The organism is Kitasatospora sp. NPDC058444 (assembly GCF_042721415.1).
In the GTDB taxonomy this organism is placed as follows: Bacteria; Actinomycetota; Actinomycetes; order Streptomycetales; family Streptomycetaceae; genus Kitasatospora.
The window spans coordinates 1-24,104 of record NZ_JBHXLL010000003.1; the positions used below are offsets into that span (position 1 = coordinate 1).

Genomic DNA, 24,104 nt, shown 5'->3' on the forward strand with positions numbered 1-24,104 from the left:
TCTTGCACCCGGCCCGCCGGCGGGGGGCGGCTGGGGGGGGGGGGGTCATTGCGGCGGCCCCCCCCCGCGCCCGCGGGGGGGGGGCCCCACTCCCCCCGCGGTCGGTGGGCCGGCTCAGCCGTGCGGGTTGGCCGGGGTGGGGAGGGCGAGTTCGCACCAGACGGTCTTGCCGATGTAGCCCTTGCCGCGCAGGTGGGCGCCCCAGGAGGTGGCGAGGGCGGCAACGAGTTCGAGGCCCCGGCCGGACTCGTCCTCGGCGGTGGCGTGGCGCAGCGTCGGCAGGTCGGAGTTCGCGTCCGAGACCTCGATGCGGAGGAGGGAGTCGGTGGGGAGGAGGACGCGCACGCCGATCATCCGGTCACGGGGGCCACGGGCGTGGCGGCAGGCGTTGGTGACGAGTTCGCTGAGGAGGATCAGGCCGGTCTCGGCGGAGTCGATCGGCACCTCCCACTCGAAGGCCTGCCGGATGAACCGGATACGGGCACGACCGGCGCTGCGAGGGAGGCGGGGGAACATCCACTCGACGAGGTCGAAGGGCTGAGCGAGCATCAGAGTCCTTGGGGGGCGTACGGACGGCTTCACTCGCAAGAGCTGAGTTCGGCCATTTCACCCTTCAAGCGTCGGCAGCCGGGCATAGCCTCAGCAGTAACGCCGCAGGTACAGCGAGAGCTTGACCGCCCTGCGACCAGGGCAGGGAGGGGCACGGGGCGATGAGCGCGCCGAAGGACAACCCGATGTCGTGGAAGTACTGCGGCGATCAGATCAAGCGGTGGCGCCAACGGGCAGGTGTGACGCGGGAACAGTTGAGTCAGGCAGCCAGCTACGACATCGAGAGCATTCGATCGATGGAGGCCGGGAGACGGAGGCCGTCACTCAAGGTGCTTCAGGTGGCAGATGAGCTGTGCGACGCACAGGGGATGCTTCTGGGGGCGCACCCGTACCTGGTGCCGGAACCAAAGCCCTCACGCAGCGATGTCTACTTCGATGTCGAGAAGGAGGCCGTCGCCTTTTACTTCTATGAGGCCCTCCACATCCCGGGCCTGTTGCAGACCGAGGCCTATGCCAGGACACTCCTCAGCCATCACATGCCGCCTGTGGACAACGCTACGGTTGAAGAACGCTTGGCCCAGCGCCTCAAGCGGCAGGAGCGACTGGAACTGCCCGAGGTGCTATTCAGCTTCACCATCTACGAAGCGGCCTTCCACACCTCCATCGGCGGCAAGGAGGTCATGAAGGAGCAGCTCCATCGTCTGCTTGCGGTCGAGCACACGCGCAATATTCAGATCCAGGTCGTACCCATCGGACAGGTGGCTCCCTCCGGACTCTCAGGTTCGCTGATCATCCTCGAAACGATCGACAACGAGCAGTACGCGTATGTTGAGACGCACGGAACGAACGCTCTCCACTCCGAACCGCGCCTGGTCGGCGAACTCAGCCGACGTCACGCGATGATCCGCGCGCGAGGCTTGAACACACAGGAATCGGCACAGCTCATCAGAAAGACACTGGAGCAACTATGAACGCCACCATGCCGTGGTTCCGCTCTAGCTACAGCAACTACGAGGGCGGCGAGTGCATCGAAGTCGCCCCCTCCCCCTCCACCATCCACGTCCGGGACTCCAAGGACAAGGCCGGCCCGACCCTCTCCTTCACCCCCGCCGCCTGGTCGGCCTTCGTCACCTTCGCGGCCGAAGCTCAAGTCACCAAGCCCGAGTGACCCCTTAATGGAACGGGTGGGTAACCACCTTCCAACCACCCCCGCACGCAGCAGATATGACTTATCGTCATCGCTTCGCCACAGTCGGTTCCCCCATGTAGCGTGCGCACTAACGAAACAACCCCCGCCGGTGCTACCAACACCGAACGGGGGTCTGACCGGCACGATCGAAATGCGAGCTCGATCCTGTGGCTACCCACGACTCTACCGTCATGGCCTCCCCCGGATACGGCAAGCAGTCCGCCCCCGGGCAACTTCCCCCGGCCGCCGACGACTTCGCCCACCTCCCGGCCCGCGAGGCGTACCTCGCCAGCCTGATCAACCGGCTCCCCGACGGCGCCGCGATGGACGTCAAGACGCTCGCCGCACACCAGCCCCTCTTCGGGCAGATGGCGTGCCGCACCGCTCTCAACAGGCTCTCCGCCGCAGGTCACCTGCGCCGCGTCCGGGAGCGCGTGAACGCCGAACGGCCCCAGTGGGTGTTCCGCACCTACTTCTCCCGCACGCCCCGCTCCGACGCCTGGTGGAACCACTTCCTCGCCACCGGGGAGGCCCGGGACGCCGGGGAGGCGTCAACGGATTCGGCACCGGACCCCCCGGAAGAGGGAATCCGCAACCGCACCTCCCCCGTCTCGGCCGCCTACGCCGCCCTCGCCGGCCTCGGCCTCGCGGACACCCGCCTCTCCCTCTCCGCCGCCGACTGCGAAGCGCTCGAACCGCTCGCCGCCGAGTGGTTCGAGCGGGGCACCACTCCGGCCCTCTTCACGGCCGCCCTCACCGCGGGCCTGCCCACCCCGGTGCACAGTCCGGCGGCCTTCACCCGCCGCCGCCTGCTCGACAAGCTGCCCCCGGTACGCCCACGGCCCGATCCGGCAGTCGCCCGCATTCCCGAGTGCACCGCCTGCCGCACCCCGTGCCGCCCGCCAGCGCTCCTCGGCGGTCTCTGCCACGCCTGTCGCGGCACTCCCGCGACCCCGCCGTCCCACCGACGCCTCTCCCCCGCCACCGTCCACCAGCACGCCGCCCGAGCCCGCGACGCCCTCCGAAGCCACAACAGCCCTACAGCACCCGCTCGTTGACATGTCGACCACGGCACCCGCACCACGCGATCCACTCGGCACCGACCCGGACGACCCCCGCGCCGCAGCAGGCCGGGAAGACGCCGAGGCCCACGCCGCGCTCGTGGAGGCACTCGTCGCGGCCCGCAAGAAGCGCGGCCTCACGCAGCGCGATGTCGCCCGGCTCATGGGAACGACCTGGTCGGCGCCCGGCTCCACAGCCTGGTCGGCGACACCGGCTCGGCCGTCACGCCCGCCTGGCAGCGCCTGGGACACCAACCCCGGAGCAAGGCGGCCCCTGGCGGCGGAGCCCGCCACGGGCAGGCGGGTGCGGCGCTTCTCAGCCCCGGGGATCATGAATATTCACAGGCCTAAGCGTTAACCTATGCGGAATCCCAAGGTGAACTAGGTAACAAACCTTGAAATCCAAGACAGCTGGTTTGCCCGCATGCTGAGATCCGTGCGATAGTCGAAGCATCCCAACGGCGGGCGACACAGCGCGCCGCCCTGGGTCGATGACTTCGGCGGGCCCGACCTGGCACTGCCGACGCCCATCGCGCGGCACGCACCCCCTTGGCCGGCGCGATGACTTGCAAGGGCCCCCGCCCGCCGGACCACGGCGAATCCGGGGGCCTTGCGCGTTTTCCAGGGGAATCCGCCCGGACGCGCTCAGCCCCGCTCCCGCACCTTCAGCTCGAACCAGACGCCCTTGCCCCGCGGCAGCAGGTCCGCGCCCCAGCGGTCGGCCAGGTCGTCGACCACCTTCAGCCCCCGCCCGCGCTCGTTCACCGGCTTGGCCTCGGCGAGGATCATGCAGGGCAGCGCCCTCGACGAGTCCCGGACCTCGATCCGGAGCCAGCCGGGCTTGCGGCTGACGTGCAGGCCGATGGTGCGCCCGGCCGCGTGCCGCACCGCGTTGGCCACCAGCTCGCTGGTGAGCAGTTCCCCGGCCTCCAGGTGCTGGTGGAGGTCCCAGTTCTCCAGGACGGAGAGCACCAGTCTGCGGGCCACCGGGCCCGACTCCGGCCGGGACGGCAGCCGCACCTCGTTGGGCGCGGACTGGTCGCACAGTCTGCCGGAGTACAGCTCCTCCAACTCCTTGGAGGTGAGCCGCTCCAACGCCGAGAGCCCGCCGCCCTGGACGTCGATCCAGGAGTACTCGGCCACCACGCCGGCCCCGGGAACCAGTGACTGATCTGTTTCGCCCCAACCCGCCATGCGGACCATCATTGCGGAACGCAAGCAGCCGCGTACGGACAATGAGCAAACGATCTCCCCGGCGCGGCATATGCCGGAAGCAAGAAGGGGTCTCCCCGGGCCGACTTCCGTCAAGCCCGGGTTGACCCCTCCGCCGTCTCAGCAGCCCGTCACCAGGCGCTCCACGGCACGTTCCAACCGCTCAGCCCGTTCGCCGGGTCGAGCGTCTCCTTCCGGATCGAGTTCTTCACGACCATCACGTCGCCGACCAGCGAGCCGTCGTAGAACTTGCCCATGGAGGTGTTGGCGCCGCCGCCCTCGACGTCCTTGAGGCCCACGCAGCCGTGGCTGACGTTGTCCTCGCCGAAGGTGCTGCTGCTGCTCCAGTAGTTGCCGTGCACGTACGTGCCGGAGTCGGTGAGCCGCATCGAGTGCGGGACCTGGAGGTCGTACGGCGCGCCGGTCATGCCGGGGAGGGTGCTGGACTGCATCCGCACCACACCCTCCTTGGACATGATCACCATCGTGCCGTTCCAGGTGGGGTGTTCGGGCGCACCGGCGCTGATGTCGATGTCGCTCGGCACACCGTCCCGTACGACTGTCATCTTGTGCGCCGCGGCGTCAACCGTCGAAAGCTGGGACCGCCCGATCGTGAAGGGCTCGTCCCGGTCCGTGCCGTACACCCCCGGGGCGATCTCGACGCTCTTGAGCCGGTAGTGCACGACCACCTTGGTCCCGGACTTCCAGTAGTCCTCCGGGCGGAAGTCCAGTCGGCGGTCGCCGAACCAGTGGCCCTTCACCACGGTGCCGTTGTCGGTCTGGAAGGTGATGCCCCGGGCGACCTCGTCCTTGTTCTTGACGTCCTTGCTGAAGTTCACCGAGACGATCATGCCGACGCCGTAGGTGGCGTCGTTGTCCACGTTGTCCGAGGCCTTGGCGAGTGCCGTCGGGGTCAGCGTGGTGAAGTTGCTGTCCGCCGTGGCGACCGCGCCGCCGGCGTCCGCGGCCATCGCGCTGACCTGGTAGGCGGTGCCCACCTCCAGCGGGGCCGCGGGCGTCCAGGAGGCGCCGTCGGCGGAGATGGTGCCGGGGACCTCCTTGCCGGCCTTGTCGTTCACCTTGACGGTGGTGAGCTTCCCCCCGGTCGCGCCGACCTTGAGCGCGTTCGGCGCCACGTCCACCGAGCCGGCCTTGGGCTCGATGCTCACGGCGGCCGTGGAGACCTTCGGCGCCGCGCTGGTGGGCGCGGCCGCCGCCGTGGGCTTCGCGCTGCCCGCAGCGGCCGCGCCGGCCCCCAGGTCGGCCTTGGCCGCGCTCCCCCCGCTGCCCCCGTCACCCCCGCCGCAGGCGGCCGTCAGCGCCATCGCCCCGCCGACCAGACCGACCGCCACCACTCTGCGTATCGACCTCAACGTCGATTCCCTCCCTCAGAAGATCCGAGAAACTCCCCGTGGACCCGACGGACCCGACCGGTACACGCACCCGGCCACCGGAAAGGTTGCGCCATGCACGGGGCTCGCCGCCCCGGAAACCGCGGCGGCCCGCCCCCAACGGGTGAGGATCGGGCCGCGCGACGAAGGACTCGCCGGAGGGCCCGGGTAGCCGGGCTCACCTCCGGGTAGGGCCTACCAGTTGGCCCAGTCCACGTTCCAGCCGCCCAGCCCGTTGGAGGGCGCGACGGTCTTCTCCTTGGTGTTCACGACCTTGATCGGGTCGCCGATCATCGAGTCGTTGAAGAACTTGCCCGCGACCGAGCTGTCGCTGCCGCCCTTGACGTCCTGCATCGACACGCAGCCGTGGCTGGCGTTGGTCTTGCCGAACGGGCTGGCCCAGTAGTTGCCGTGCACGAAGGTGCCGGAGGTGGTCAGCCGCATCGCGTGCGGCACGTCCTGGATGTCGTACTCGCCGCCGAGACCGACGGTCTGCGAGTTCATCCGGGTGACCTTCTCCTTGGACATGACCACCATCGTCCCGCCCCAGGACGGCGTGGCGTCCGCGCCCAGGGTGACCGGCAGGGTGGCGCTCTGACCGTCCCGCTCGACGGTCATCTGGTGCGACTTGGCGTCCGCGGTGGAGATCATCGAGCGGCCGATGGTGAACGGCTCGTCCTTGTCCACGTCGCCGTAGATGCCCGGGGCGACCTCGACGTTCTTCAGCCGGTACTTGACGGTCACCTTGGTGCCCGGCACCCAGTACTTCTCCGGACGGAAGTCCACCCGGCGGTCGCCGAACCAGTGGCCCTTGACCACGGTGCCGTTGCTGGACTCGATGCTGATGCCCTTGAGGACGGCGTCCTTGTTCTTGACGTCCTTGTTGAAGTTCACCGAGACGATCATGCCGACGCCGTAGGTGGCGCCGTCGCTGATGTTGTCGTTGGTGGAGATCTTCTTCTCCGGCGTCAGCGTGGTGAACGAGGTGGTGGACGCGGCCACCAGGCCCTCGCCGTCCTTGGCCTGCGCGTTCACCTTGTAGGCCATGCCGACGGCCAGCGCCCCCGCGGGCTTCCAGCCGCTGCCGTCCGGGGCGATCGCGCCCTCGACCGGCTTGCCGTCCTTGTCGGTCACCTCGACCGTGGTGAGCTTGCCGTTGGAGACGGACACCTGGAGCCCGTTCGGCGGGACGTCCAGCGCACCGTCCTTCGGCTCGACGGCGAGCACCGCGGCCGAGGGCTTCGGCGTGGCCGACCCGCCCCCGTCCGCCGCGGCCGGCGCCGAGGCCGCACCACCGGCCTCCGAACCACCCGAACCGCCCGAACCGCTGCCCTTGTCGTCGTTGCACGCGGCGGTCAGCAGCAGCACCCCACCCATGACCAGCGCCATCGCAGTCCTGCGCCCGTAGCGGTTGGTGGTGCGTATCGCCGCGCCGGCCGTCTTACCCGTCTTCACGGTTTCTCCCCTCCCGGTCTTCACTCACTTGACGCGTTGAGTGCCCCCATGAGTTGCACCGTCCGGCCGATCTTTCCGGCCGGATCCCGGACGCGCCGGAGCAGGATAACTAAGCCTTCCGAGTGAAAGCTGAGAGGAGTCGGGTTGACGGCATGTGAAGCAGTGGTAAAGCCGGACGGAACGGGCGCAAGTGCCCCCTACGGCACAGCGAACACGGACGGCACGGCCGACACGGACGCCCCGGCCGACACGGCGCCCCCGGCCGGCGCGGACGCCCCGGCCGACGGAACCTGCCGCAGCGCGCTCCCGGCCACCCACTGCTCCCACGGCACGTTCCAGCCGTTGAGCCCGTTCTGCGGCGGCACGAAGTCCCCGGACGAGGCCTTCACCTCCAGCACGTCCCCCGGGATGGTGTGCTCGAACAGCCAGCCCGCCGGGGAGTCCTTGCTCGCCCCGCCCTTCGCGTCGGCCAGCCCGATGCAGCCGTGGCTGGTGTTGGCGGCGCCGAACACCCCCGGGCCGGCCCAGTAGTTGCCGTGCACGAAGGTGCCGGAGGTGGTCAGCCGCATCGCGTGCGGCACGTCCTGGATGTCGTACTCGTCGCCCATGCCGACGGTCTGCGAGTTCATCCGGGTCACCTTGTACTTCTCCGACACCACCATCACCCCCCGGTAGGTCGAGTGGTCGCGGCTGCCGCCGGAGACCTTGAGCACCCGGACCACCTTGCCGCCCTGGCCGGCCCGGACGGTCAGCGTGTGGGCGTCCAGGTCGACGGTGGAGACCTGCGCCCGGCCGACGGTGAAGTGCAGGTCCCGGCTCTGGGTGCCGTACTCCCCCGGCGCGCCCTGCACGTCCTTGAGCCGCAGCGTCACCGTGACCCTGGTGCCGGCCGCCCAGTACTGCTCCGGCCGGAAGTCCAGCCGCTGGCCGCCGAACCAGTGCGCCGCCACCGGCACCGGCGGGTCCGCCGTCACCTGCACGGCCCGCTCCACCGCCGCCCGGTCGGTGATCGTCCGGCTGAAGCGCAGCGAGACCGGCATGCCGACGCCGACCGTGGAGCCGTCCTCCGGGGTGAAGAAGGCCACGAAGGTGTGCGTCGGGGTGACGGTCGTGAACGCCGAGTGCTGGGCCGCCTTCCGGCCCTGCTCGTCCTCGGCGACGGCGTCCACGGTGAAGGCCGTCCCGAGCGGCAGCGGCCCGTCCGGCACCCACCCGCTCCCGTCCGGCCCGATCGTGCCCGGCACCTCGGCGCCCTTGCCGTCCGCCAGCCGCACGGACACCAGCCGCCCCTGCGCCACCCCCACCCGGACGGCCCCCTCCGGCTGCACGTCCTGCGCCCCGTCGGCCGGCTGCACGGAGAGCACCGCCCGCGAGGGCGCCGCCGGCACCGCCCGCCCGCCCCCCGCGACCGCGTCCCCGTCCGGCGCGACCGGCGGCCCGCCGCACCCCGCCAGAACGGCCAGGCAGCAGGCCACCGCCGCCGCACCCCGAGCCCACACCCGTCCTCGGCGCCGCATCCCGGGGCCCTCCCACTGTTCACCGTCCGACGCCCGGAACAACGAGCCCCCTCCCGGCGAAGACACGCCACCCCACCCACCCCCACCGCTTCCGCTCCGCGCAATCCGGGAAAGGAAAGGTGAACGGACCCGGAACACCCCACCCCAGGGAGGCCCCCGCCATGGCGTCGGACCAGGAGCTGACCCCCGGCAGCCCGCACCCCCTGGGCGCCCGCTTCCACACCGGCCGCCGGGGCCCCGCCGGCCGCCGAGAACCCGGCACCAACTTCGCGCTCTGGGCGGCCGGCGCCGAGGCCGTCGAGCTGTGCCTGTTCGACGATGACGGCCGGGAGAGCCGGCACCCCCTCACCGAGCAGGACGTCCAGGTCTGGCACGGCTTCCTCCCCGGCGTGCGCCCCGGCACCCGCTACGGCTTCCGCGTGCACGGCCGCTGGGACCCGTGGACCGGCGCCCGCTGGAACCCGGCCAAACTGCTGCTCGACCCGTACGCCCGCGCCGTCGACGGCTGTTACACCTCGCACGACGCCGCCTGCTCCGCCGTCCGCAACTGGCCCGAGGCGGACGTCGCCGACACCGTCCGGGACAACCGCGACTCCGCCCCGTACGTGCCCAGGTCCGTGGTCGTCCACGACGAGGACGACTGGTCCGACGACACCCGCCCGAAGACCCCCTGGTCCGAGACGGTGCTCTACGAGCTGCACGTGCGCGGCTTCACCATGCGCCACCCCGACGTCCCGCCGGAGCTGCGCGGCACCTACGCCGGCCTCGCCCACCCCGCCGCCCTCGCCCACCTCACCCGCCTCGGGGTGACGGCCGTCGAGCTGCTCCCGGTGCACCAGCACGCCAGCGAGGACCACCTCCAAGCCCGCGGACTGGTCAACTACTGGGGCTACAACACGATCGGCTACTTCGCCCCGCACGCCGGCTACTCGGCCTCCGGATCCCGCGGCGGCCAGGTCGGCGAGTTCAAGCGGATGGTCCGCGCCCTGCACGCCGCCGGGATCGAGGTGATCCTGGACGTGGTGTTCAACCACACCGCCGAGGGCGGCGCACTCGGCCCGGCGCTCTCGCTGCGCGGCATCGACAACGCCGCCTACTACCGCCTCCCGCCCAACCGCCCGCGCGGCTACGCCGACTACACCGGCTGCGGCAACACCCTGGACACCCGCCGCCCCCAGGTGATCCGGCTGGTCACCGACTCACTGCGCTACTGGGTCGCCGAGATGGGCGTGGACGGCTTCCGCTTCGACCTGGCCGCCGCGCTGGCCCGCGGCGGCCCGAACGGCGGCGACGCCGTCGACATGGAGCACCCCTTCCTCGCCGCCGTCGCCCAGGATCCGCTGCTCCGCCGGGTGAAGCTGATCGCCGAGCCCTGGGACGTGGGCCCGGGCGGCTACCAGGTCGGCGGCTTCCCCCCGCTGTGGGCCGAGTGGAACGACAAGTACCGCGACACCGTACGGGACTTCTGGCGCGGCGCCCGCCCGGACGTGCGCGAGCTCGGCTACCGCCTCTCCGGCTCCTCCGACCTCTACCAGCGGGCCGGCCGCCGCCCCGGCGCCTCGGTCAACTACGTGACGGCGCACGACGGTTTCACCCTGCGCGACCTCGTCTCCTACGACCGCAAGCACAACGAGGCCAACGGCGAGGACAACCGGGACGGCACCGACGACAACCGCTCCTGGAACCACGGCGCCGAGGGCGAGACCACCGACCCGGCGGTCAACTCCCTGCGGCTGCGCCAGCTGCGCAACCTGACGGCCACCCTGCTGCTCTCCGCCGGCATCCCGATGATCACCGCCGGGGACGAGCTGGGCCGCACCCAGGGCGGCAACAACAACGCCTACTGCCAGGACAACGAGGTCGGCTGGCTGGACTGGTCGCTGCTGGAGCAGCCCGGGTGGCAGCAGCTGTGCGAGCTCACCGCCCGGCTGGTCCGGCTGCGCCGGGCCCACCCGGTGCTGCGCCGGCGGGCGTTCTTCTCCGGCCGCGCCACCACCCCCGGCGGCCGGCCCGACCTCGTCTGGTTCACCCCGCGGGGCACCGGGATGACCGAGGCCGACTGGTTCGCGCCGACCGCCTGCCTCGGCATGCTGCTCTCCGGCACCGCGCTGTCCGAACGGGACGAGGCCGGACTGCCGCTCAGCGACGACGGCTTCCTGCTGCTGCTCAACGCGGGCCACGAACCGGTGGTGTTCACCCTGCCCGGCGAGCCCTGGGCGGCGCCGGGCGCCGCGTGGCGGACGGTGGTCGACACCGCCGTGGGCGCGGGCGGACCGGACCCGGGCCAACCGGACCAGCGCGGCTCCGTCGTCCTGGGCGGGCGCTCGCTGCGACTGCTGCGCGCGCCCGCCGCCTGAACGCCCGGACTCAGCCGCGGGCGTGCCCGAGCTCGACGTTCTCCAGCACGCCGATCGCGTCCGGCACCAGCACCGCCGCCGAGTAGTAGGTGCTGACCAGGTAGGAGGCGATCGCCTTCTCGTCGATGCCCATGAACCGGACGTTCAGGCCCGGCTCCACCTCGTCCGGGATGCCGATCTGGGTGAGACCGACCACGCCCTGGTTGTCCTCGCCGACGCGCATCGCGATGAACGCGGTGGTCTGCTGGTCGGACACCGGGATCTTGTTGCACGGGAAGATCGGCACCCCGCGCCAGGTCGGCCGCTGCTTGCCGAGGACGTCCACGGTCGACGGGTAGACGCCGGCCCGGTTGCACTCCCGCTCGAAGGCCGCGATCGCCCGCGGGTGGGCGAACAGGTAGTCGGTGTCGCGGCGCATGCTCAGCAGCTCGTCCAGGTCGTCCGGGGTGGGCGCCCCGGTGCGGGTCTGGATCCGCTGATCGAAGTCGGCGTTGTTGAGCAGGCCGAACTCCGGGTTGTTGATGATCTCGTGCTCCTGCCGCTCCCGCAGGGCCTCGATGGTCAGCCGCAGCTGCTCCTCGGTCTGGTTCATCGGCTTGTTGTAGAGGTCCGCGACCCGGCTGTGCACCTTGAGCACGGTCTGCGCGACGCTCAGCTCGTACTCGCGCGGCTTCAGCTCGTAGTCCACGAAGGCGCCGGGCAGCTCGTACTCGCCCAGGTGGCCGGCCGAGAGGTCGATCGCTGCCTCGCCGTGCTCGTTCTGCGCCTGCGCGGCGTCGGCGGCGAAGCCCAGCAGCTGCTCGCGCAGCGACTCGGAGCGGCCGACCAGCTCCTGGAGCACCGGCCAGGACAGCGCCATCGCGACCCCGGAGGTGCTCGCCCGCACGGTGTACGGCCAGGTGCCGCCGCCCTCGGTGATCGCCTCGTCGCCGAGGTGGTCGCCGTCGGCGAGCGAGCCGAGCACGGTCTGCTCGCCGTACTTGCCGGTGCCGATCCGGTCCACCTTGCCGTGCGCGATCAGGAACACCTGCTCGATCGGCGCCCCCTCCTGCACCAGCACCTCGCCCTGCGCGAAGTCCCGCTGCACGAACCGGCGGGCCATCTCGGCCAGCACCTCCTCGTCCTCGAAACCGCGCAGCGCCGGCACCTCGGCCAGCGAGGGGGCGATCACCGTCACCGCGGAGCCGGTCTTCGTGAAGCTCACCCGGCCCTGCCCGGGGGCGAAGCTCAACCGCCGGTTGACCCGGTAGGTGCCCGCGCTGACCTGCACCCACGGCAGCATCTTCAGCAGCCAGCGGGAGGTGATCTCCTGCATCTGCGGCTTCGACTTGGTCGTCGTCGCCAGGTTCCGCGCGGCGGTCGTGCTGAGACTGAGCTGGGCCCGCACCTGCACGATTGCGGAGCCGGGCCCGGGGGTGGGTTCGGTTTCGACCGTCATGTGTGCACTCCTGTCACTCGCGCGTCAAAGGGCATCCGTCAGGAGATGTCATCGGCCGATCGGCAGGGCGCTCGCAAGAGGCGCGCGGCGCACTCCTCCCCGCACGAACGACCGTGCGCGCCCCCTCCTTCGCGCGCGCCCCGCCCGTTCGGGTGGCCGGTTCTCGCCGGGCGCCGACGACAGGGGCGAAAAACCGGATGAGAAGTGACGGCCTCTCTGCCTACCCTCACGGCGATGGCCGAGAACAGGCAGGACACCGAGCAACCGCCCCGGACGGGCCCCCGAACCGACGGACCGGACGGCACCGGCAGAACCGACGAACCCGCCGAACCCCACGCGGCCGCCCCGACCGGGTCCGGTCCGCGACGCTCCGCGGTCCGCTCCCTGCTGCGCCTGTGGCCCTACGCCCGCGCCGTCCGCGGCCGGCTGGCCGTCTCGGTGACGGCCGCCACCCTCGCCATGCTCAGCACCCTCGCCGTCCCGGTGGTCCTCGGCCGGATCGTGGACGGCCCGCTCGCCGAGCGCGACCTGGACGGCCTCTGGCCCCTGGTCGGCCTGCTGCTGGTCCTCGGCCTGGTCGAGTCCGCGCTGTTCTACACCCGCCGCGTGGTGCTGGCCCGCCCGCTGGCCGGGCTGGAGACGGCCATGCGCGGGGACCTCTTCGCCAAGCTCCAGCGGCTGCCGGTCTCCTTCCACGACCGCTGGGGCTCCGGCCAGCTGCTCTCCCGGGCCACCGCCGACATGTACACCATGCGGCTGTTCCTGGCCTTCCCGCTGGTCTTCCTGATCGTCAACTCGGTGATGTTCCTGGCCGGCGCGGTGCTGATGTTCACCCAGGACTGGCGGCTCGCCCTGATCGCCCTGGCCCCGGTCGTCCCGCTGTTCGTGGCCACCCGGCGGTTCGAGGCCGGCTACTCCGGCGCCACCCGGCTCGCCCAGGACCAGAACGGCGACCTCGCCACCGTGGTCGAGGAGTCCGTCCTCGGCATCCGCATCCTCAAGGCCTTCGGCCGCCACCGCTCGATGGCCGAGCGCTTCCGCGCCCAGTCCCAGGAACTGCGCCGCACCGAGCTGCGCAAGGCGCACCTGCTCGCCAACCTCTGGGCGATCACCGTCGGCCTGCCGGAGATCGCGCTGGGCTGCGCCCTCGCCGTCGGCGCCTACCTGGTGGCCGACGGCGGGCTGAGCGCCGGCACCCTGGTCGCCTTCCTCTCCACCGCGCTCGCGCTGCGCTGGCCGATCGAGTCGCTCGGCTGGCTGCTCGCCTACGGCAACGACGCGGCCACCGCCACCGACCGCTTCTTCGAGGTGCTGGACGAGCCGGAGGCCCCCGAGACGGACACCGCCGCCCTGGACACCCCTGCCCCGGGCACCCCTGCCCCGGGCACCGCCACCGGCCCCGGCGCCCCGGACGGCATCCGCTTCACCGGCGTCCGCTTCCGCTACCCCGACGCCCCCGAGGACAGCCCCGACCTGCTGACCGGCATCGACCTGCACGTCCGCAGCGGCGAGACGATGGCCCTGGTCGGCGCCACCGGCAGCGGCAAGACCACGCTCACCGCCCTGCTCCCCCGGCTGTACGAGGCCACCGCCGGCACCATCACGCTGGACGGCCGGGACATCCGCGAGCTGCCCCGGCGGCGGCTGCGCGAACTCGTCGCCGTCGCCTTCGAGGAGCCCACCCTGTTCTCCGCCACCGTCCGGGAGAACGTCCTGATGGGCGCCCCCGGCGCCGGCGAGGAGCAGCTGCGCACCGCCCTCGCCACCGCCCAGGCCGGCTTCGTCGAGAAGCTCCCGCAGGGCCCGGACACCGAGGTCGGCGAACAGGGCCTGAGCCTGTCCGGCGGCCAGCGCCAGCGCCTCGCGCTGGCCCGCGCGGTGGTCGGCGACCCGGCCTTCCTGGTGCTGGACGACCCGCTCTCCGCCCTGGACGTGCACACCGAGGCCCTGGTCGAGCGGGCCCTGCGCGAGGTGCTCGGCACCACCACCGCCCTGGTGGTCGCCCACCGCCCCAGCACCGTGCTGCTCGCCGACCGGGTCGCGGTGCTGGCGGACGGCCGGATCACGGCCGTCGGCACCCACCAGGAGCTGCTGCGCGACTGCGCGCACTACCGGGAACTGATGTCGGGCGAGGCCGCCCCGGTGCCCGAGGGTGCCCCGGTGCCCCAGGGCGCCCTCGTGTCGAAAGGAGGGCGCGCATGACCACCACCGCCGAACCCGTGCGGACCGGACCCGCCGCGCCGCCCGAGGAGGAACTGCCCCCGCCGCCCGCCGACGAGGAGGACATCCCCGTCCCGCCGGGCGCGCCCGGGGCGCTGCTGCGCTCCCTGCTCGGCCCGCACCGGGCCCGGATCGCCATCGCGATGGTGATCATCCTGGTCCAGCAGGCGGCGCTCCAGTCCGGGCCGCTGCTGGTCGCGGTGGCGATGGACCGCGGCATCCCGGCCCTGCGCGAGCACGACTCCGGCCCGCTGATCGCGGTGGTCGCGGCCTACCTGTTCTGCGCGCTGCTCAGCCCGGTGCTCCAGTGGGCGTTCATCAAGATCAGCGCCCGGGTCAACCAGGACATCCTGCTGGAGCTGCGCGGCCGGATCTTCCGGCACGCCCAGCGGCTCAGCCTGGACTTCCACGAGCGCTACACCTCGGGCCGGATCATCTCCCGCGCCACCAGTGACATCGACGCGCTGCGCGAACTGCTCTCCGAGGGCCTCCAGGAGCTGCTGACGGTCTTCCTGTCGGTCTGCTACATCTCGCTGCTGCTGCTGGCGCTGGACTGGCGGCTCGGCCTGGTCTCGCTGGCGGCCTTCCTGCCGCTGGCCCTGATCGCCCGCTCCTTCCGCCGCCGCTCGCGCCGGGTCTACCGGCGCTCGCGCACCTCGGCCGCCTCGCTGATCGTCCGCTTCACCGAGACCATGAACGGCATCCGTCCGGTGCAGGCCTTCCGCCGCGAGAAGGCCAACGACGCCGCCTTCGCCGTGGTCAACCAGCAGTCCGCCACCGCGACGGCGGACGGCCTGCTGGAGATCGCCCGCTACGTCGGCCTCTCCCGCGTCACCGCCAACGTGTGGACCACCGGCGTGGTGCTGGTCGGCGCCTACCTGGTCGTGGACGACGCGCTGGAGCTGGGCGTGCTCACCGCCTTCGCGCTCTACCTGCGCCGGCTCTTCGACCCGATCGACCAGCTGGCGATGTTCCTGAACAGCTACCAGTCGGCCGCGGCCGCCCTGGAGAAGATCGCCGGCCTGCTCGCCCACGAGCCGACCGTCGCCGAGCCCGCCGAGCCCGCCGAACTGCCGCAGGCCGACCGCAAGGGCCGGGAGGTGGCCTTCGAGGGCACCCGCTTCGCCTACCGGACCGGCAAGGAGGTGCTGCCGGCCTTCGACCTGGTGATCCCGGCCGGGCAGACGGTGGCGGTGGTCGGCGCGACCGGCGCGGGCAAGTCGACGCTCGCCAAGCTGCTGGCCCGCTTCTACGACCCCACCGACGGCCGGGTCCGGCTGGACGGCGTGGACCTGCGCGACCTGGCCGCCTCCGAGCTGCGGCGCGGGGTGGTGATGGTGACCCAGGAGTCCTTCCTGTTCTCCGGCACCGTCGCCGAGAACATCGCGATCGGCCGCCCCGGCGCCACCCGCGAGGAGGTCGAGCAGGCCGCCCGCGACATCGGCGCGTACGAGTTCGTCGCCGCCCTGCCGGACGGCTTCGACACCGACGTGCGCAAGCGCGGCGGCCGGATCTCGGCCGGCCAGCGCCAGCTGGTGGCCTTCGCCCGCGCCCTGCTGGCCGACCCGGCGGTGCTGATCCTGGACGAGGCGACCAGTTCGCTGGACGTCCCCGGGGAGCAGGCCGTGCAGCGTGCGATGCGCACCGTGCTGGCCGGACGGACGGCGGTGATCATCGCCCACCGGCTCTCCACCGTGGAGATCGCCGACCGTGTCCTGGTGATGGATCAGGGCCGGATCGTGGAAGATGGCTCCCCACAGGAGCTGATCGACGGCTCCGGCCGCTTCGCCGCCCTCCACCGGGCCTGGCGGGACAGCCTGGTCTAGAGTCCCGCTCCGGGCCTCCGGGCCCCCTGAATGTGCCCGTCCGGGTGCGCCGTCACGCACCCGGCCGGGCCGCCCCACTTCCCGATCGTGCCTACGGGCGCGGCCGCGGCCGCGGTTCACGGCCGCCGAGCGAAGGCCGCCACGCGAAGGCCGCCGTGCGAAGGCCGCCGTGCGAAGGCCGCCGTGCGGCGGCTGCCGTCCTCGCCGGGACGCACGGCAGCCGCCCACGGGGTCAGCGCAGCAGCCCGGCGTCCATCCCGGCCGACTCGGCCGGCAGGGCGACCAGCCCCAGCTCGGCCGGCGAGGCCAGCCGGGGGTGCGCGGGCAGCACCCGGACGGTGTAGCCGAACGGGCCGGTCCGGCACAGCTCCAGCGAGCCCTCGTAGCGGGTGCGGCCGTCCAGGTCGGGCCCGCCGACCGGCTTGAGGGCGAGCAGGCAGGCGTCCGAGATCCGGTCCCGTTCGTCCACCCGGCCGGAGACCACCTGCACCTCGACGTCGCCCGGCTCCAGCGTCCCGAGCGCGACCTGCACCCGCAGCGCCAGCGAGCTGCCCAGCTCCTGCGCCTCGGCCGGGCAGTCCGCCTCGACGTGCTCGACCCGGACGGCCGGCCACGCCTCCCGGACCTTCGCCTTCCAGACCGCCAGCTCGCGCGCGCCCGTGAACCGCCCGTTCGGGTGCTGCCCCGCCAGCTCCCGCTGGGCCTGCGCCGCCGGGGCGTACAGCCGTTCGACGTACTCCCGGACCATCCGCCCGGCCAGCACCTTGGGCCCGAGGGTGACCAGGGTGTGCCGGACCATGGCGATCCACTGCTGCGGCAGCCCGTCGGCGTCCCGGTCGTAGAACCGGGCGGCGACCTGGTTCTCGATCAGGTCGTAGAGCGCGGCCGCCTCGATGTCGTCGCGCCGCTCGGCCTCGCCGCTGTCCGGGTCGAGCACCCCGCCGCTCTCGTCGGCGGTGGGGATCGCCCAGCCGTTGCGGCCGTCGAACCACTCGTCCCACCAGCCGTCCAGGACGGACAGGTTGAGGCAGCCGTTGAGCGCGGCCTTCATCCCGGAGGTGCCGCAGGCCTCCAGCGGGCGCAGCGGGTTGTTCAGCCAGACGTCGCAGCCCGGGTAGAGCCGCTGGGCCATCGCCATGTCGTAGTCCGGCAGGAAGACGATCCGGTGCCGCACCTCCGGGTCGTCGGCGAAGGCGACCATCTGCTGGATCAGCCGCTTGCCGCCGTCGTCGGCCGGGTGGGCCTTGCCGGCGACGACGATCTGCACCGGCCGGGTGGGGTGCAGCAGCAGCGCGCGCAGCCGCTGCGGGTCGCGCAGCATCAGGGTGAGCCGCTTGTACGAGGGCACCCGGCGGGCGAAGCCGATGGTGAGCACGTCGGGGTCGAGCACCGTGGAGACCCAGCCGAGCTCGGCCGCGCCGGCCCCGCGCCGGCGCCAGGAGGCGTGCAGCCGACGGCGGGCCTCCTCCACCAGCTGGGCCCGCAGGGTGCGCCGCAGCTCCCAGACCTCGGTGTTGCCGATCCTCTCCAGTCCGCTCCAGCGCCCGGTCTCGCCGGTGGTCATCGCCTCCTCGGCGCGCTCGGCGCCGAGTTCGGCGGCGCCGAGCCGGACCACCGCCGGGTCGATCCAGGTGGCGGCGTGCACGCCGTTGGTGACCGAGGTGATCGGCACCTCGGCGGGGTCGAAGCCTGGCCACAGGCCGTTGAACATCGAGCGGCTGACCTCGCCGTGCAGGGTGGAGACCCCGTTGGCGCGCTGGGCCAGCCGCAGGCCCATGGCGGCCATGTTGAAGAGCTTCGGGTCCCCGTCGTGCCAGCTCTCGGCGCCGAGCGCGAGCACCTGGTCGACCGGTACGCCCGGCAGCGCGGCGTCGCCGCCGAAGTGGCGGGCGACCAGCTCGCGGTCGAAGCGGTCGATGCCGGCCGGGACGGGCGTGTGGGTGGTGAAGAGGGTGCCGGCCCGGACGGCCTCCAGGGCGGCGGCGAAGTCGAGGCCGCTCTGGCCGTCGGCGACCAGTTCGCGGATGCGTTCCACGCCGAGGAAGCCGGCGTGGCCCTCGTTGGTGTGGAAGACGTCGGGGGCGGGGTGCCCGGTGAGCCGGCAGTAGGTGCGCACCGCCCGGACGCCGCCGATGCCGAGCAGCATCTCCTGGAGCAGCCGGTGTTCGCTGCCGCCGCCGTACAGCCGGTCGGTGACGTCCCGCTCGGCGGGTGAGTTGGCCTCGATGTCGGAGTCGAGCAGCAGCAGCGGGACCCGCCCGACCTGGGCCTTCCAGATGTGGGCGGTCAGGGTGCGGCCGCCGGGCAGGGCGAGGTCGACCCGGCCGGGGGTGCCGTCGGCCTCCCGCAGCAGGCTGACCGCCAGTTCGTCCGGGTCGAGCAGCGGATAGCGCTCCTGCTGCCAGCCGTCCCGGCTCAGGGACTGGCGGAAGTAGCCGTGCCGGTAGAACAGGCCGACCCCGATGACCGGTACGCCGAGGTCGCTGGCGGCCTTGAGGTGATCGCCGGCCAGGATGCCGAGTCCGCCGGAGTACTGGGGCAGCGCGGCGGCGATGCCGTACTCGGGCGAGAAGTAGGCGATCGCGGCGGGCAGCGGGGCGGCGTCGGACTGCTGCCGGTTCTGGTACCAGCGGGGGCCGGTGAGGTACTCGCGCAGGTCGTCGGCGAGGTCGCCGAGTCTGCGCAGGAAGCGCCGGTCGGTGGCGAGCGCGGCCAGTCGGGCGGCCGGGACCTCCCCGAGCAGCCGCACCGGGTCCTCGCCGGTCGCGGCCCAGACCTCCGGGTCCACGGACCGGAAGAGGTCCCTGGTCTCGGGGTGCCAGGACCAGCGCAGGTTGAGGGCCAGCTCGTGCAACGGCTGGAGTTGTTCGGGCAGGACGGTGCGGACGGTGAATCTGCGGATTGCCTTCACGGCGTGAAGCGTAGCCTCGGCGGTCGGCCCGACAGTGCGTCAAGTGGGCTATTGGGCATCCGTTCGGGCTATTGATGAGATCGCATTCGGCGCATTGGTCTGCACGGGGGGCGCGCGAGGCGCACATTTCGAGGGTCCGCGCTACCAATACGTGAACTCTTCGGTACGGCTCCATTTCCGATGGCCCGTCCCCTCGGGAGAAGGCCCGAAACTACTGTCGTACCGCTGCGAAAACCTCGCCCCCGGTGCGAGGATGACCGAAGGTCGTGGATGCTGTGGGGCGTGCGACGACGGGTGGCGTCCCCCGCGAAGCAGCACGTCCGAATCCTTTTCGCGTTGGCCGTTCCCGCCCTTCTTAGCCCATTCGGCGATCACCTCGCACGGACGCGTGTCCTCGCGCCCGGCCCGCTCGTTCACGGGGGGACCGGGGCGGCCGGGGACGTGCCCCGCGCAGGCGTGCGCCGGGACGCACACGGGCTCCGGGGCGTCCCACCACCGGCTCGGCGGGCGCCGGGCAGGTTGCCGGGAACAGCGGCGCGGGCAGGCTTCCGGTCGCACGTCCTCCCCACCCAGCAGTCCTCCGGTACTCCCCCGGCCCGACCCCGGCCCGCGGGGAGCTGCCGCCGATCTCGGGCAGGAGCTTGGCATGCACGGCGACACGCGGGACCAGTCCACACCGGTGGCCGAAGGCCTCGACGCAGCGGTCGCGGAATCGGCCGGACGGATGGATTCTGACACTCGGACAGATCCGGCGATGCCGGCGCCGAGGGCGTCCGGGGCGGTCGGTGGCGGATCCTCCGAAGCCCAGCCCTCCACGGCACAGCCCTCCACGACCCGACACCCCGGGACGGCGGAGGACCGGACCGCGGCGCCCCGCCGGCGCACCACCACGCGCCGCACCACCGCCACCGCGTCGGCCACCACCCCGAAGGCCGGCGCCGGGGCCGATCCCGCACCGCGCCGCACGTCCGCCGCCAAGGCCCCCGCCGAACCGGCGGCCGCGCGCCGGACCGCGGCCGGGCCCGCCGGGAAGACCGTCGGCAAGGCCGCCGCCAAGCCCTCCACCAAGCCCTCCGCCCGCAAGACGACAGAGAGCGACACCGTGATCGGCCGCATCCCCGTCCTGGACGTCAGTCCCCTCATCGACGCCGGCCGCCGCCCGGCCAAGGCCGTCGTCGGCGAGACCTTCCCGGTCACCGCGACGGTCTTCCGCGAGGGCCACGACGCCGTCAACGCCAATGTGGTGCTGCGCGACCCGCGCGGCCGCAGCGGCCCGTGGACGCCGATGCGCGAGCTGGCCGAGGGCACCGACCGCTGGGGCGCGTCCGTCACCCCGACCGCGCCCGGCCGCTGGTCGTACCTGGTGGAGGCGTGGAGCGACCCGCTCGCCACCTGGCGCAAGGCCGCCGCGGTGAAACTGCCCGCCGGGATCGACACCGCGCTGGTCCTGGAGGAGGGCGCCCGGCTGCTGGAACGGGCCGCGGCCGGGGTGCCCAAGAAGGAGGGCCGCGCCGACGTGCTGGCCGCCGCCGACGCGCTGCGCGACCCGACCATGCCGCCGCTGTCCCGGCTGGCCGCCGCGCTCGCCCCCGAGGTGCTCGACGTGCTCGCCCGCCACCCGCTGCGCGAACTGCTCAGCGCCTCCCGCCCGCTGCCGCTCCAGGTGGACCGCGAGCGCGCGCTGTTCGGCTCCTGGTACGAGTTCTTCCCCCGTTCGGAGGGCGCCGTGGTGGACCCGGCCGGCGTCGAGCCGCCGCGCCCGGGGAACCTGCGCACCGCCGCCGAGCGGCTGCCGGCCGTCGCCGCGATGGGCTTCGACGTGGTCTACCTTCCGCCGGTCCACCCGATCGGCCGGGCCTACCGCAAGGGCCCGGACAACACCCTGACGGCCGGTCCGCACGACGTCGGCTCGCCCTGGGCGATCGGCTCCCCCGAGGGCGGCCACGACGCGGTCCACCCGGACCTCGGCACCATCGAGGACTTCGACCACTTCGTCGCCGAGGCGCGGTCGCTGCACCTGGAGGTGGCGCTGGACTTCGCCCTCCAGTGCTCCCCCGACCACCCCTGGGTGAACAAGCACCCGGAATGGTTCAGCCACCGCGCGGACGGCACCATCGCGTACGCCGAGAATCCGCCGAAGAAGTACCAGGACATCTTTCCGGTCAACTTCGACCAGGACATGGACGGAATCGTCAAGGAAACCATCCGGATCCTTCGGTTCTGGATGTCCCACGGCATCCGGATCTTCCGGGTCGACAACCCCCACACCAAACCGGTGGTGTTCTGGGAGAAGGTGCTCGCCGACGTCGCCCGGACCGATCCCGACGTCGTGTTCCTCGCCGAGGCCTTCACCCGCCCGGCGATGATGCACACCCTGGCGAAGATCGGTTTCCACCAGTCGTACACGTACTTCACCTGGCGCACCACCAAACCGGAACTCACCGAGTACCTCACCGAACTCACCGGTGACGCCGCCGCCTACATGCGCCCCAACTTCTTCGCCAACACCCCGGACATCCTGCACGCGTACCTCCAGCACGGCGGCCGGGCCGCCTTCGCCGTCCGCGCGGTGCTCGCCGCCACCCTCTCCCCCAGCTACGGCGTCTACGCCGGCTACGAGCTGTACGAGAACGAGCCGGCCCACCCGGGCTCCGAGGAGTACCTGCACTCGGAGAAGTACGAGCTGCGCCCGCGCGACTGGAGCCGCACCGACACCCTGGCCCCGCTGCTGACCGTGCTGAACCGGCTGCGCCGCCGCCACCCGGCCCTCCAGCAGCTGCGCGACCTGCGCTTCCACGCCACCGACAACGACCAGGTGCTCGCCTACTCCAAGACCGCGACCACCCCCGAGGGGCTCACCGACCAGGTCATCACCGTGGTGAACCTCGACCCGCACCACGTCCAGGAGGCCACCGTCACGCTGGACGGCGACGGCCCGTACGCGGTGCACGACGAGCTCACCGGCGCCGTCTACACCTGGGGCCGGCACAACTACGTCCGGCTCGATCCCTCAGCCGAGCCGGCTCACCTCCTCACGGTTCGGAGGAACCCAGCGTGACAGTGAACGAGCCCGTCCCCGACACCTTCCCCGAGAGCTCGAAGAAGACGCTCGACCCCGACTGGTTCAAGCGTGCGGTCTTCTACGAGGTGCTGGTGCGGTCCTTCCAGGACAGCAACGGCGACGGGGTCGGGGACCTCAAGGGGCTCACGGCCAAGCTCGACTACCTCCAGTGGCTCGGGATCGACTGCCTCTGGCTCCCCCCGTTCTTCGCCTCCCCGCTGCGCGACGGCGGGTACGACGTCTCCGACTACACCTCGGTGCTGCCGGAGTTCGGCGACCTCGCCGACTTCATGGAGTTCGTCGACGCCGCGCACGCCCGCGGCATGCGCATCGTCATCGACTTCGTCATGAACCACACCAGCGACCAGCACCCGTGGTTCCAGGCCTCCCGGACGGACCCGGACGGGCCGTACGGCGACTTCTACATGTGGGCCGACGACGACAAGCAGTACCCGGACGCCCGGATCATCTTCGTCGACACCGAGACGTCCAACTGGACCTACGACCCCGTTCGCAAGCAGTACTTCTGGCACCGCTTCTTCTCGCACCAGCCGGACCTCAACTACGACAACCCCCGGGTCCAGGACGAGATGATCGCCGGGCTGCGGTTCTGGCTCGACCTCGGCATCGACGGCTTCCGGCTGGACGCGGTGCCGTACCTGTTCGCCCGCGAGGGCACCAACTGCGAGAACCTGCCGGAGACCCACGAGTTCCTCCAGCGGGTCCGCAAGGAGATCGACGCCAACTACCCGGACACGGTGCTGCTCGCCGAGGCCAACCAGTGGCCGGAGGACGTCGTCGACTACTTCGGCGACTTCGCCTCGGGCGGCGACGAGTGCCACATGGCGTTCCACTTCCCGGTGATGCCGCGGATCTTCATGGCGGTGCGCCGGGAGTCCCGCTACCCGGTGTCGGAGATCCTCGCCAAGACCCCGCAGATCCCCGGCGGCTGCCAGTGGGGGATCTTCCTGCGCAACCACGACGAGCTGACCCTGGAGATGGTCACCGACGAGGAGCGCGACTACATGTACGCGGAGTACGCCAAGGACCCGCGGATGCGCGCCAACGTGGGCATCCGCCGCCGGCTCGCCCCGCTGCTGGAGAACGACCGCAACCAGATCGAGCTGTTCACCGCCCTGCTGCTCTCCCTGCCCGGCTCCCCGGTGCTCTACTACGGGGACGAGATCGGCATGGGCGACAACATCTGGCTCGGCGACCGCGACGGCGTGCGCACCCCGATGCAGTGGACCCCGGACCGCAACGCGGGTTTCTCCTCCGCCGACCCGGGCAGGCTCAGTCTGCCGCCCATCATGGACCCGGTATACGGCTACCAGGTGACCAACGTCGAGGCGCAGCAAAGCAGTTCGAGTTCGCTGCTGCACTGGACGCGTCGCATGATCGAGATCCGCAAGCTCAATCCGGCGTTCGGCCTCGGCAGCTACGCCGAACTGCCCTCCAGCAACCCCGCCGTCCTGGCCTTCGTGCGCGAGTACGAGGGGGACCTGGTCATGTGCGTGAACAACTTCTCGCGGTTCGCGCAGCCGACCGAGCTGGACCTGCGGCAGTACGGCGGCCGGTACCCGGTCGAGCTGATCGGCGGGGTGCGCTTCCCGTCGATCGGCGAGTGGCCCTACCTGCTCACCCTGGCCGGACACGGCTTCTACTGGTTCCAGCTCCGGCAGCCTCCGCGCCTGAGCGGGACCAGCCGATCGAAGTAACGATCCGCCGCACGCCGCACACCAGCGCGAACAGCACCACCAGACCCTCCGGGGGCGCGAGTTGAACCCCCGCGCCCCCGGAGTTCTCTGCACCACCGCGTACGGAGAACAGCCCAACGGCCACCCACACGAAGGCGTGACACCCGAGCCGTGCTCGCGTGCCGCGACCGCCGCGCCGCCGCAATCCGGAAGACTGACG

Annotated in this window: 15 protein-coding genes; 8 read left to right on the top strand and 7 right to left on the bottom strand. The window is 72.0% G+C overall.

The features are described from left to right. Positions 1-114: 114 nt before the first annotated feature. Entirely contained in the window at positions 115-549 is a 435-nt protein-coding gene (locus tag ACFWP2_RS04630; RefSeq protein ID WP_380448238.1) for an ATP-binding protein, read from the bottom strand. A 161-nt stretch (positions 550-710) separates the two neighbouring features. On the opposite strand from ACFWP2_RS04630, the gene ACFWP2_RS04635 reads away from it, so the two are divergent. The 3 genes from ACFWP2_RS04635 (at position 711) to ACFWP2_RS04645 (ending at position 2,796) form a co-directional block, all read left to right on the top strand. After that, entirely contained in the window at positions 711-1,520 is an 810-nt protein-coding gene (locus ACFWP2_RS04635; RefSeq protein WP_380448240.1) for a Scr1 family TA system antitoxin-like transcriptional regulator, read from the top strand. Beyond that, a complete protein-coding gene (locus ACFWP2_RS04640) occupies positions 1,517-1,717 on the top strand; it encodes a DUF397 domain-containing protein (protein WP_380448242.1) in 201 nt (66 codons plus the stop codon). Before ACFWP2_RS04635 ends, ACFWP2_RS04640 begins: the two co-directional genes overlap by 4 nt. Before the next feature lie 212 nt (positions 1,718-1,929). After that, positions 1,930-2,796, top strand: coding sequence for a hypothetical protein (locus ACFWP2_RS04645; protein ID WP_380448244.1), 867 nt, complete (start codon positions 1,930-1,932; stop codon positions 2,794-2,796). A gap of 648 nt (positions 2,797-3,444) precedes the next feature. Here the strand turns inward: ACFWP2_RS04645 and ACFWP2_RS04650 are convergent. The 4 genes from ACFWP2_RS04650 to ACFWP2_RS04665 form a co-directional block, all read right to left on the bottom strand. Next, positions 3,445-3,993 carry an ATP-binding protein gene (locus ACFWP2_RS04650; protein WP_380448246.1) on the bottom strand — a complete coding sequence of 183 codons (549 nt, stop codon included), beginning with the start codon at positions 3,991-3,993 and terminating at the stop codon, positions 3,445-3,447. Positions 3,994-4,142: 149 nt separating this feature from the next. After that, the gene (locus ACFWP2_RS04655; protein ID WP_380448248.1) at positions 4,143-5,384 is read right to left on the bottom strand and encodes an Ig-like domain-containing protein; all 1,242 of its coding nucleotides are present in this window, start codon (positions 5,382-5,384) and stop codon (positions 4,143-4,145) included. Between the two features lie 213 nt (positions 5,385-5,597). After that, positions 5,598-6,857, bottom strand: coding sequence for an Ig-like domain-containing protein (locus ACFWP2_RS04660; protein ID WP_380448250.1), 1,260 nt, complete (start codon positions 6,855-6,857; stop codon positions 5,598-5,600). Between the two features lie 197 nt (positions 6,858-7,054). Next, on the bottom strand, positions 7,055-8,374 hold the full coding sequence (locus ACFWP2_RS04665) for an Ig-like domain-containing protein (protein ID WP_380448252.1): 1,320 nt from the start codon (positions 8,372-8,374) through the stop codon (positions 7,055-7,057). 161 nt (positions 8,375-8,535) lie between these two features. Here ACFWP2_RS04665 and glgX point away from each other — a divergent pair, with 161 nt between their 5' ends. Beyond that, on the top strand, positions 8,536-10,731 hold the full coding sequence (gene glgX, locus ACFWP2_RS04670) for a glycogen debranching protein GlgX (protein ID WP_380448254.1): 2,196 nt from the start codon (positions 8,536-8,538) through the stop codon (positions 10,729-10,731). Positions 10,732-10,741: 10 nt separating this feature from the next. On the opposite strand, the gene ACFWP2_RS04675 is transcribed toward glgX, so the two are convergent. Continuing rightward, positions 10,742-12,169 (bottom strand): family 2B encapsulin nanocompartment shell protein, encoded by a 1,428-nt coding sequence (locus ACFWP2_RS04675; protein WP_380448256.1) that lies wholly within the window; start codon positions 12,167-12,169, stop codon positions 10,742-10,744. Positions 12,170-12,403: 234 nt separating this feature from the next. On the opposite strand from ACFWP2_RS04675, the gene ACFWP2_RS04680 reads away from it, so the two are divergent. After that, positions 12,404-14,371, top strand: a complete 1,968-nt coding sequence (locus tag ACFWP2_RS04680) for an ABC transporter ATP-binding protein (protein ID WP_380448258.1) — start codon at positions 12,404-12,406, stop codon at positions 14,369-14,371. Next, the gene (locus tag ACFWP2_RS04685; protein WP_380448260.1) at positions 14,368-16,215 is read left to right on the top strand and encodes an ABC transporter ATP-binding protein; all 1,848 of its coding nucleotides are present in this window, start codon (positions 14,368-14,370) and stop codon (positions 16,213-16,215) included. Before ACFWP2_RS04680 ends, ACFWP2_RS04685 begins: the two co-directional genes overlap by 4 nt. A 232-nt stretch (positions 16,216-16,447) precedes the next feature. Here the strand turns inward: ACFWP2_RS04685 and glgP are convergent, their stop codons facing one another. Beyond that, positions 16,448-19,126 carry an alpha-glucan family phosphorylase gene (glgP, locus tag ACFWP2_RS04690; protein WP_380448262.1) on the bottom strand — a complete coding sequence of 893 codons (2,679 nt, stop codon included), beginning with the start codon at positions 19,124-19,126 and terminating at the stop codon, positions 16,448-16,450. 1,102 nt (positions 19,127-20,228) lie between these two features. Here glgP and ACFWP2_RS04695 point away from each other — a divergent pair. Both ACFWP2_RS04695 and treS read left to right on the top strand, forming a co-directional pair. After that, complete coding sequence (locus tag ACFWP2_RS04695; RefSeq protein WP_380448913.1) at positions 20,229-22,184, top strand: alpha-1,4-glucan--maltose-1-phosphate maltosyltransferase; 1,956 nt, start codon at positions 20,229-20,231, stop codon at positions 22,182-22,184. Further along, positions 22,181-23,905, top strand: a complete 1,725-nt coding sequence (gene treS / locus ACFWP2_RS04700) for a maltose alpha-D-glucosyltransferase (protein WP_380448264.1) — start codon at positions 22,181-22,183, stop codon at positions 23,903-23,905. The genes ACFWP2_RS04695 and treS overlap by 4 nt, the downstream gene beginning before the upstream one ends. The last annotated feature ends 199 nt before the right edge of the window (positions 23,906-24,104 follow it).

Excerpts from the sequence above, each read along its gene's own strand:
- ACFWP2_RS04685 (WP_380448260.1), top strand. The coding sequence starts at position 14,368 with ATGACCACCACCGCCGAACCCGTGCGGACCGGACCCGCCGCGCCGCCC.
- ACFWP2_RS04650 (WP_380448246.1), bottom strand. The coding sequence starts at position 3,993 with ATGGCGGGTTGGGGCGAAACAGATCAGTCACTGGTTCCCGGGGCCGGC.
- ACFWP2_RS04640 (WP_380448242.1), top strand. The coding sequence starts at position 1,517 with ATGAACGCCACCATGCCGTGGTTCCGCTCTAGCTACAGCAACTACGAG.
- ACFWP2_RS04675 (WP_380448256.1), bottom strand. The coding sequence starts at position 12,169 with ATGACGGTCGAAACCGAACCCACCCCCGGGCCCGGCTCCGCAATCGTG.
- ACFWP2_RS04680 (WP_380448258.1), top strand. The coding sequence starts at position 12,404 with ATGGCCGAGAACAGGCAGGACACCGAGCAACCGCCCCGGACGGGCCCC.
- ACFWP2_RS04665 (WP_380448252.1), bottom strand. The coding sequence starts at position 8,374 with ATGCGGCGCCGAGGACGGGTGTGGGCTCGGGGTGCGGCGGCGGTGGCC.
- ACFWP2_RS04630 (WP_380448238.1), bottom strand. The coding sequence starts at position 549 with ATGCTCGCTCAGCCCTTCGACCTCGTCGAGTGGATGTTCCCCCGCCTC.
- glgX (WP_380448254.1), top strand. The coding sequence starts at position 8,536 with ATGGCGTCGGACCAGGAGCTGACCCCCGGCAGCCCGCACCCCCTGGGC.
- ACFWP2_RS04635 (WP_380448240.1), top strand. The coding sequence starts at position 711 with ATGAGCGCGCCGAAGGACAACCCGATGTCGTGGAAGTACTGCGGCGAT.
- ACFWP2_RS04645 (WP_380448244.1), top strand. The coding sequence starts at position 1,930 with ATGGCCTCCCCCGGATACGGCAAGCAGTCCGCCCCCGGGCAACTTCCC.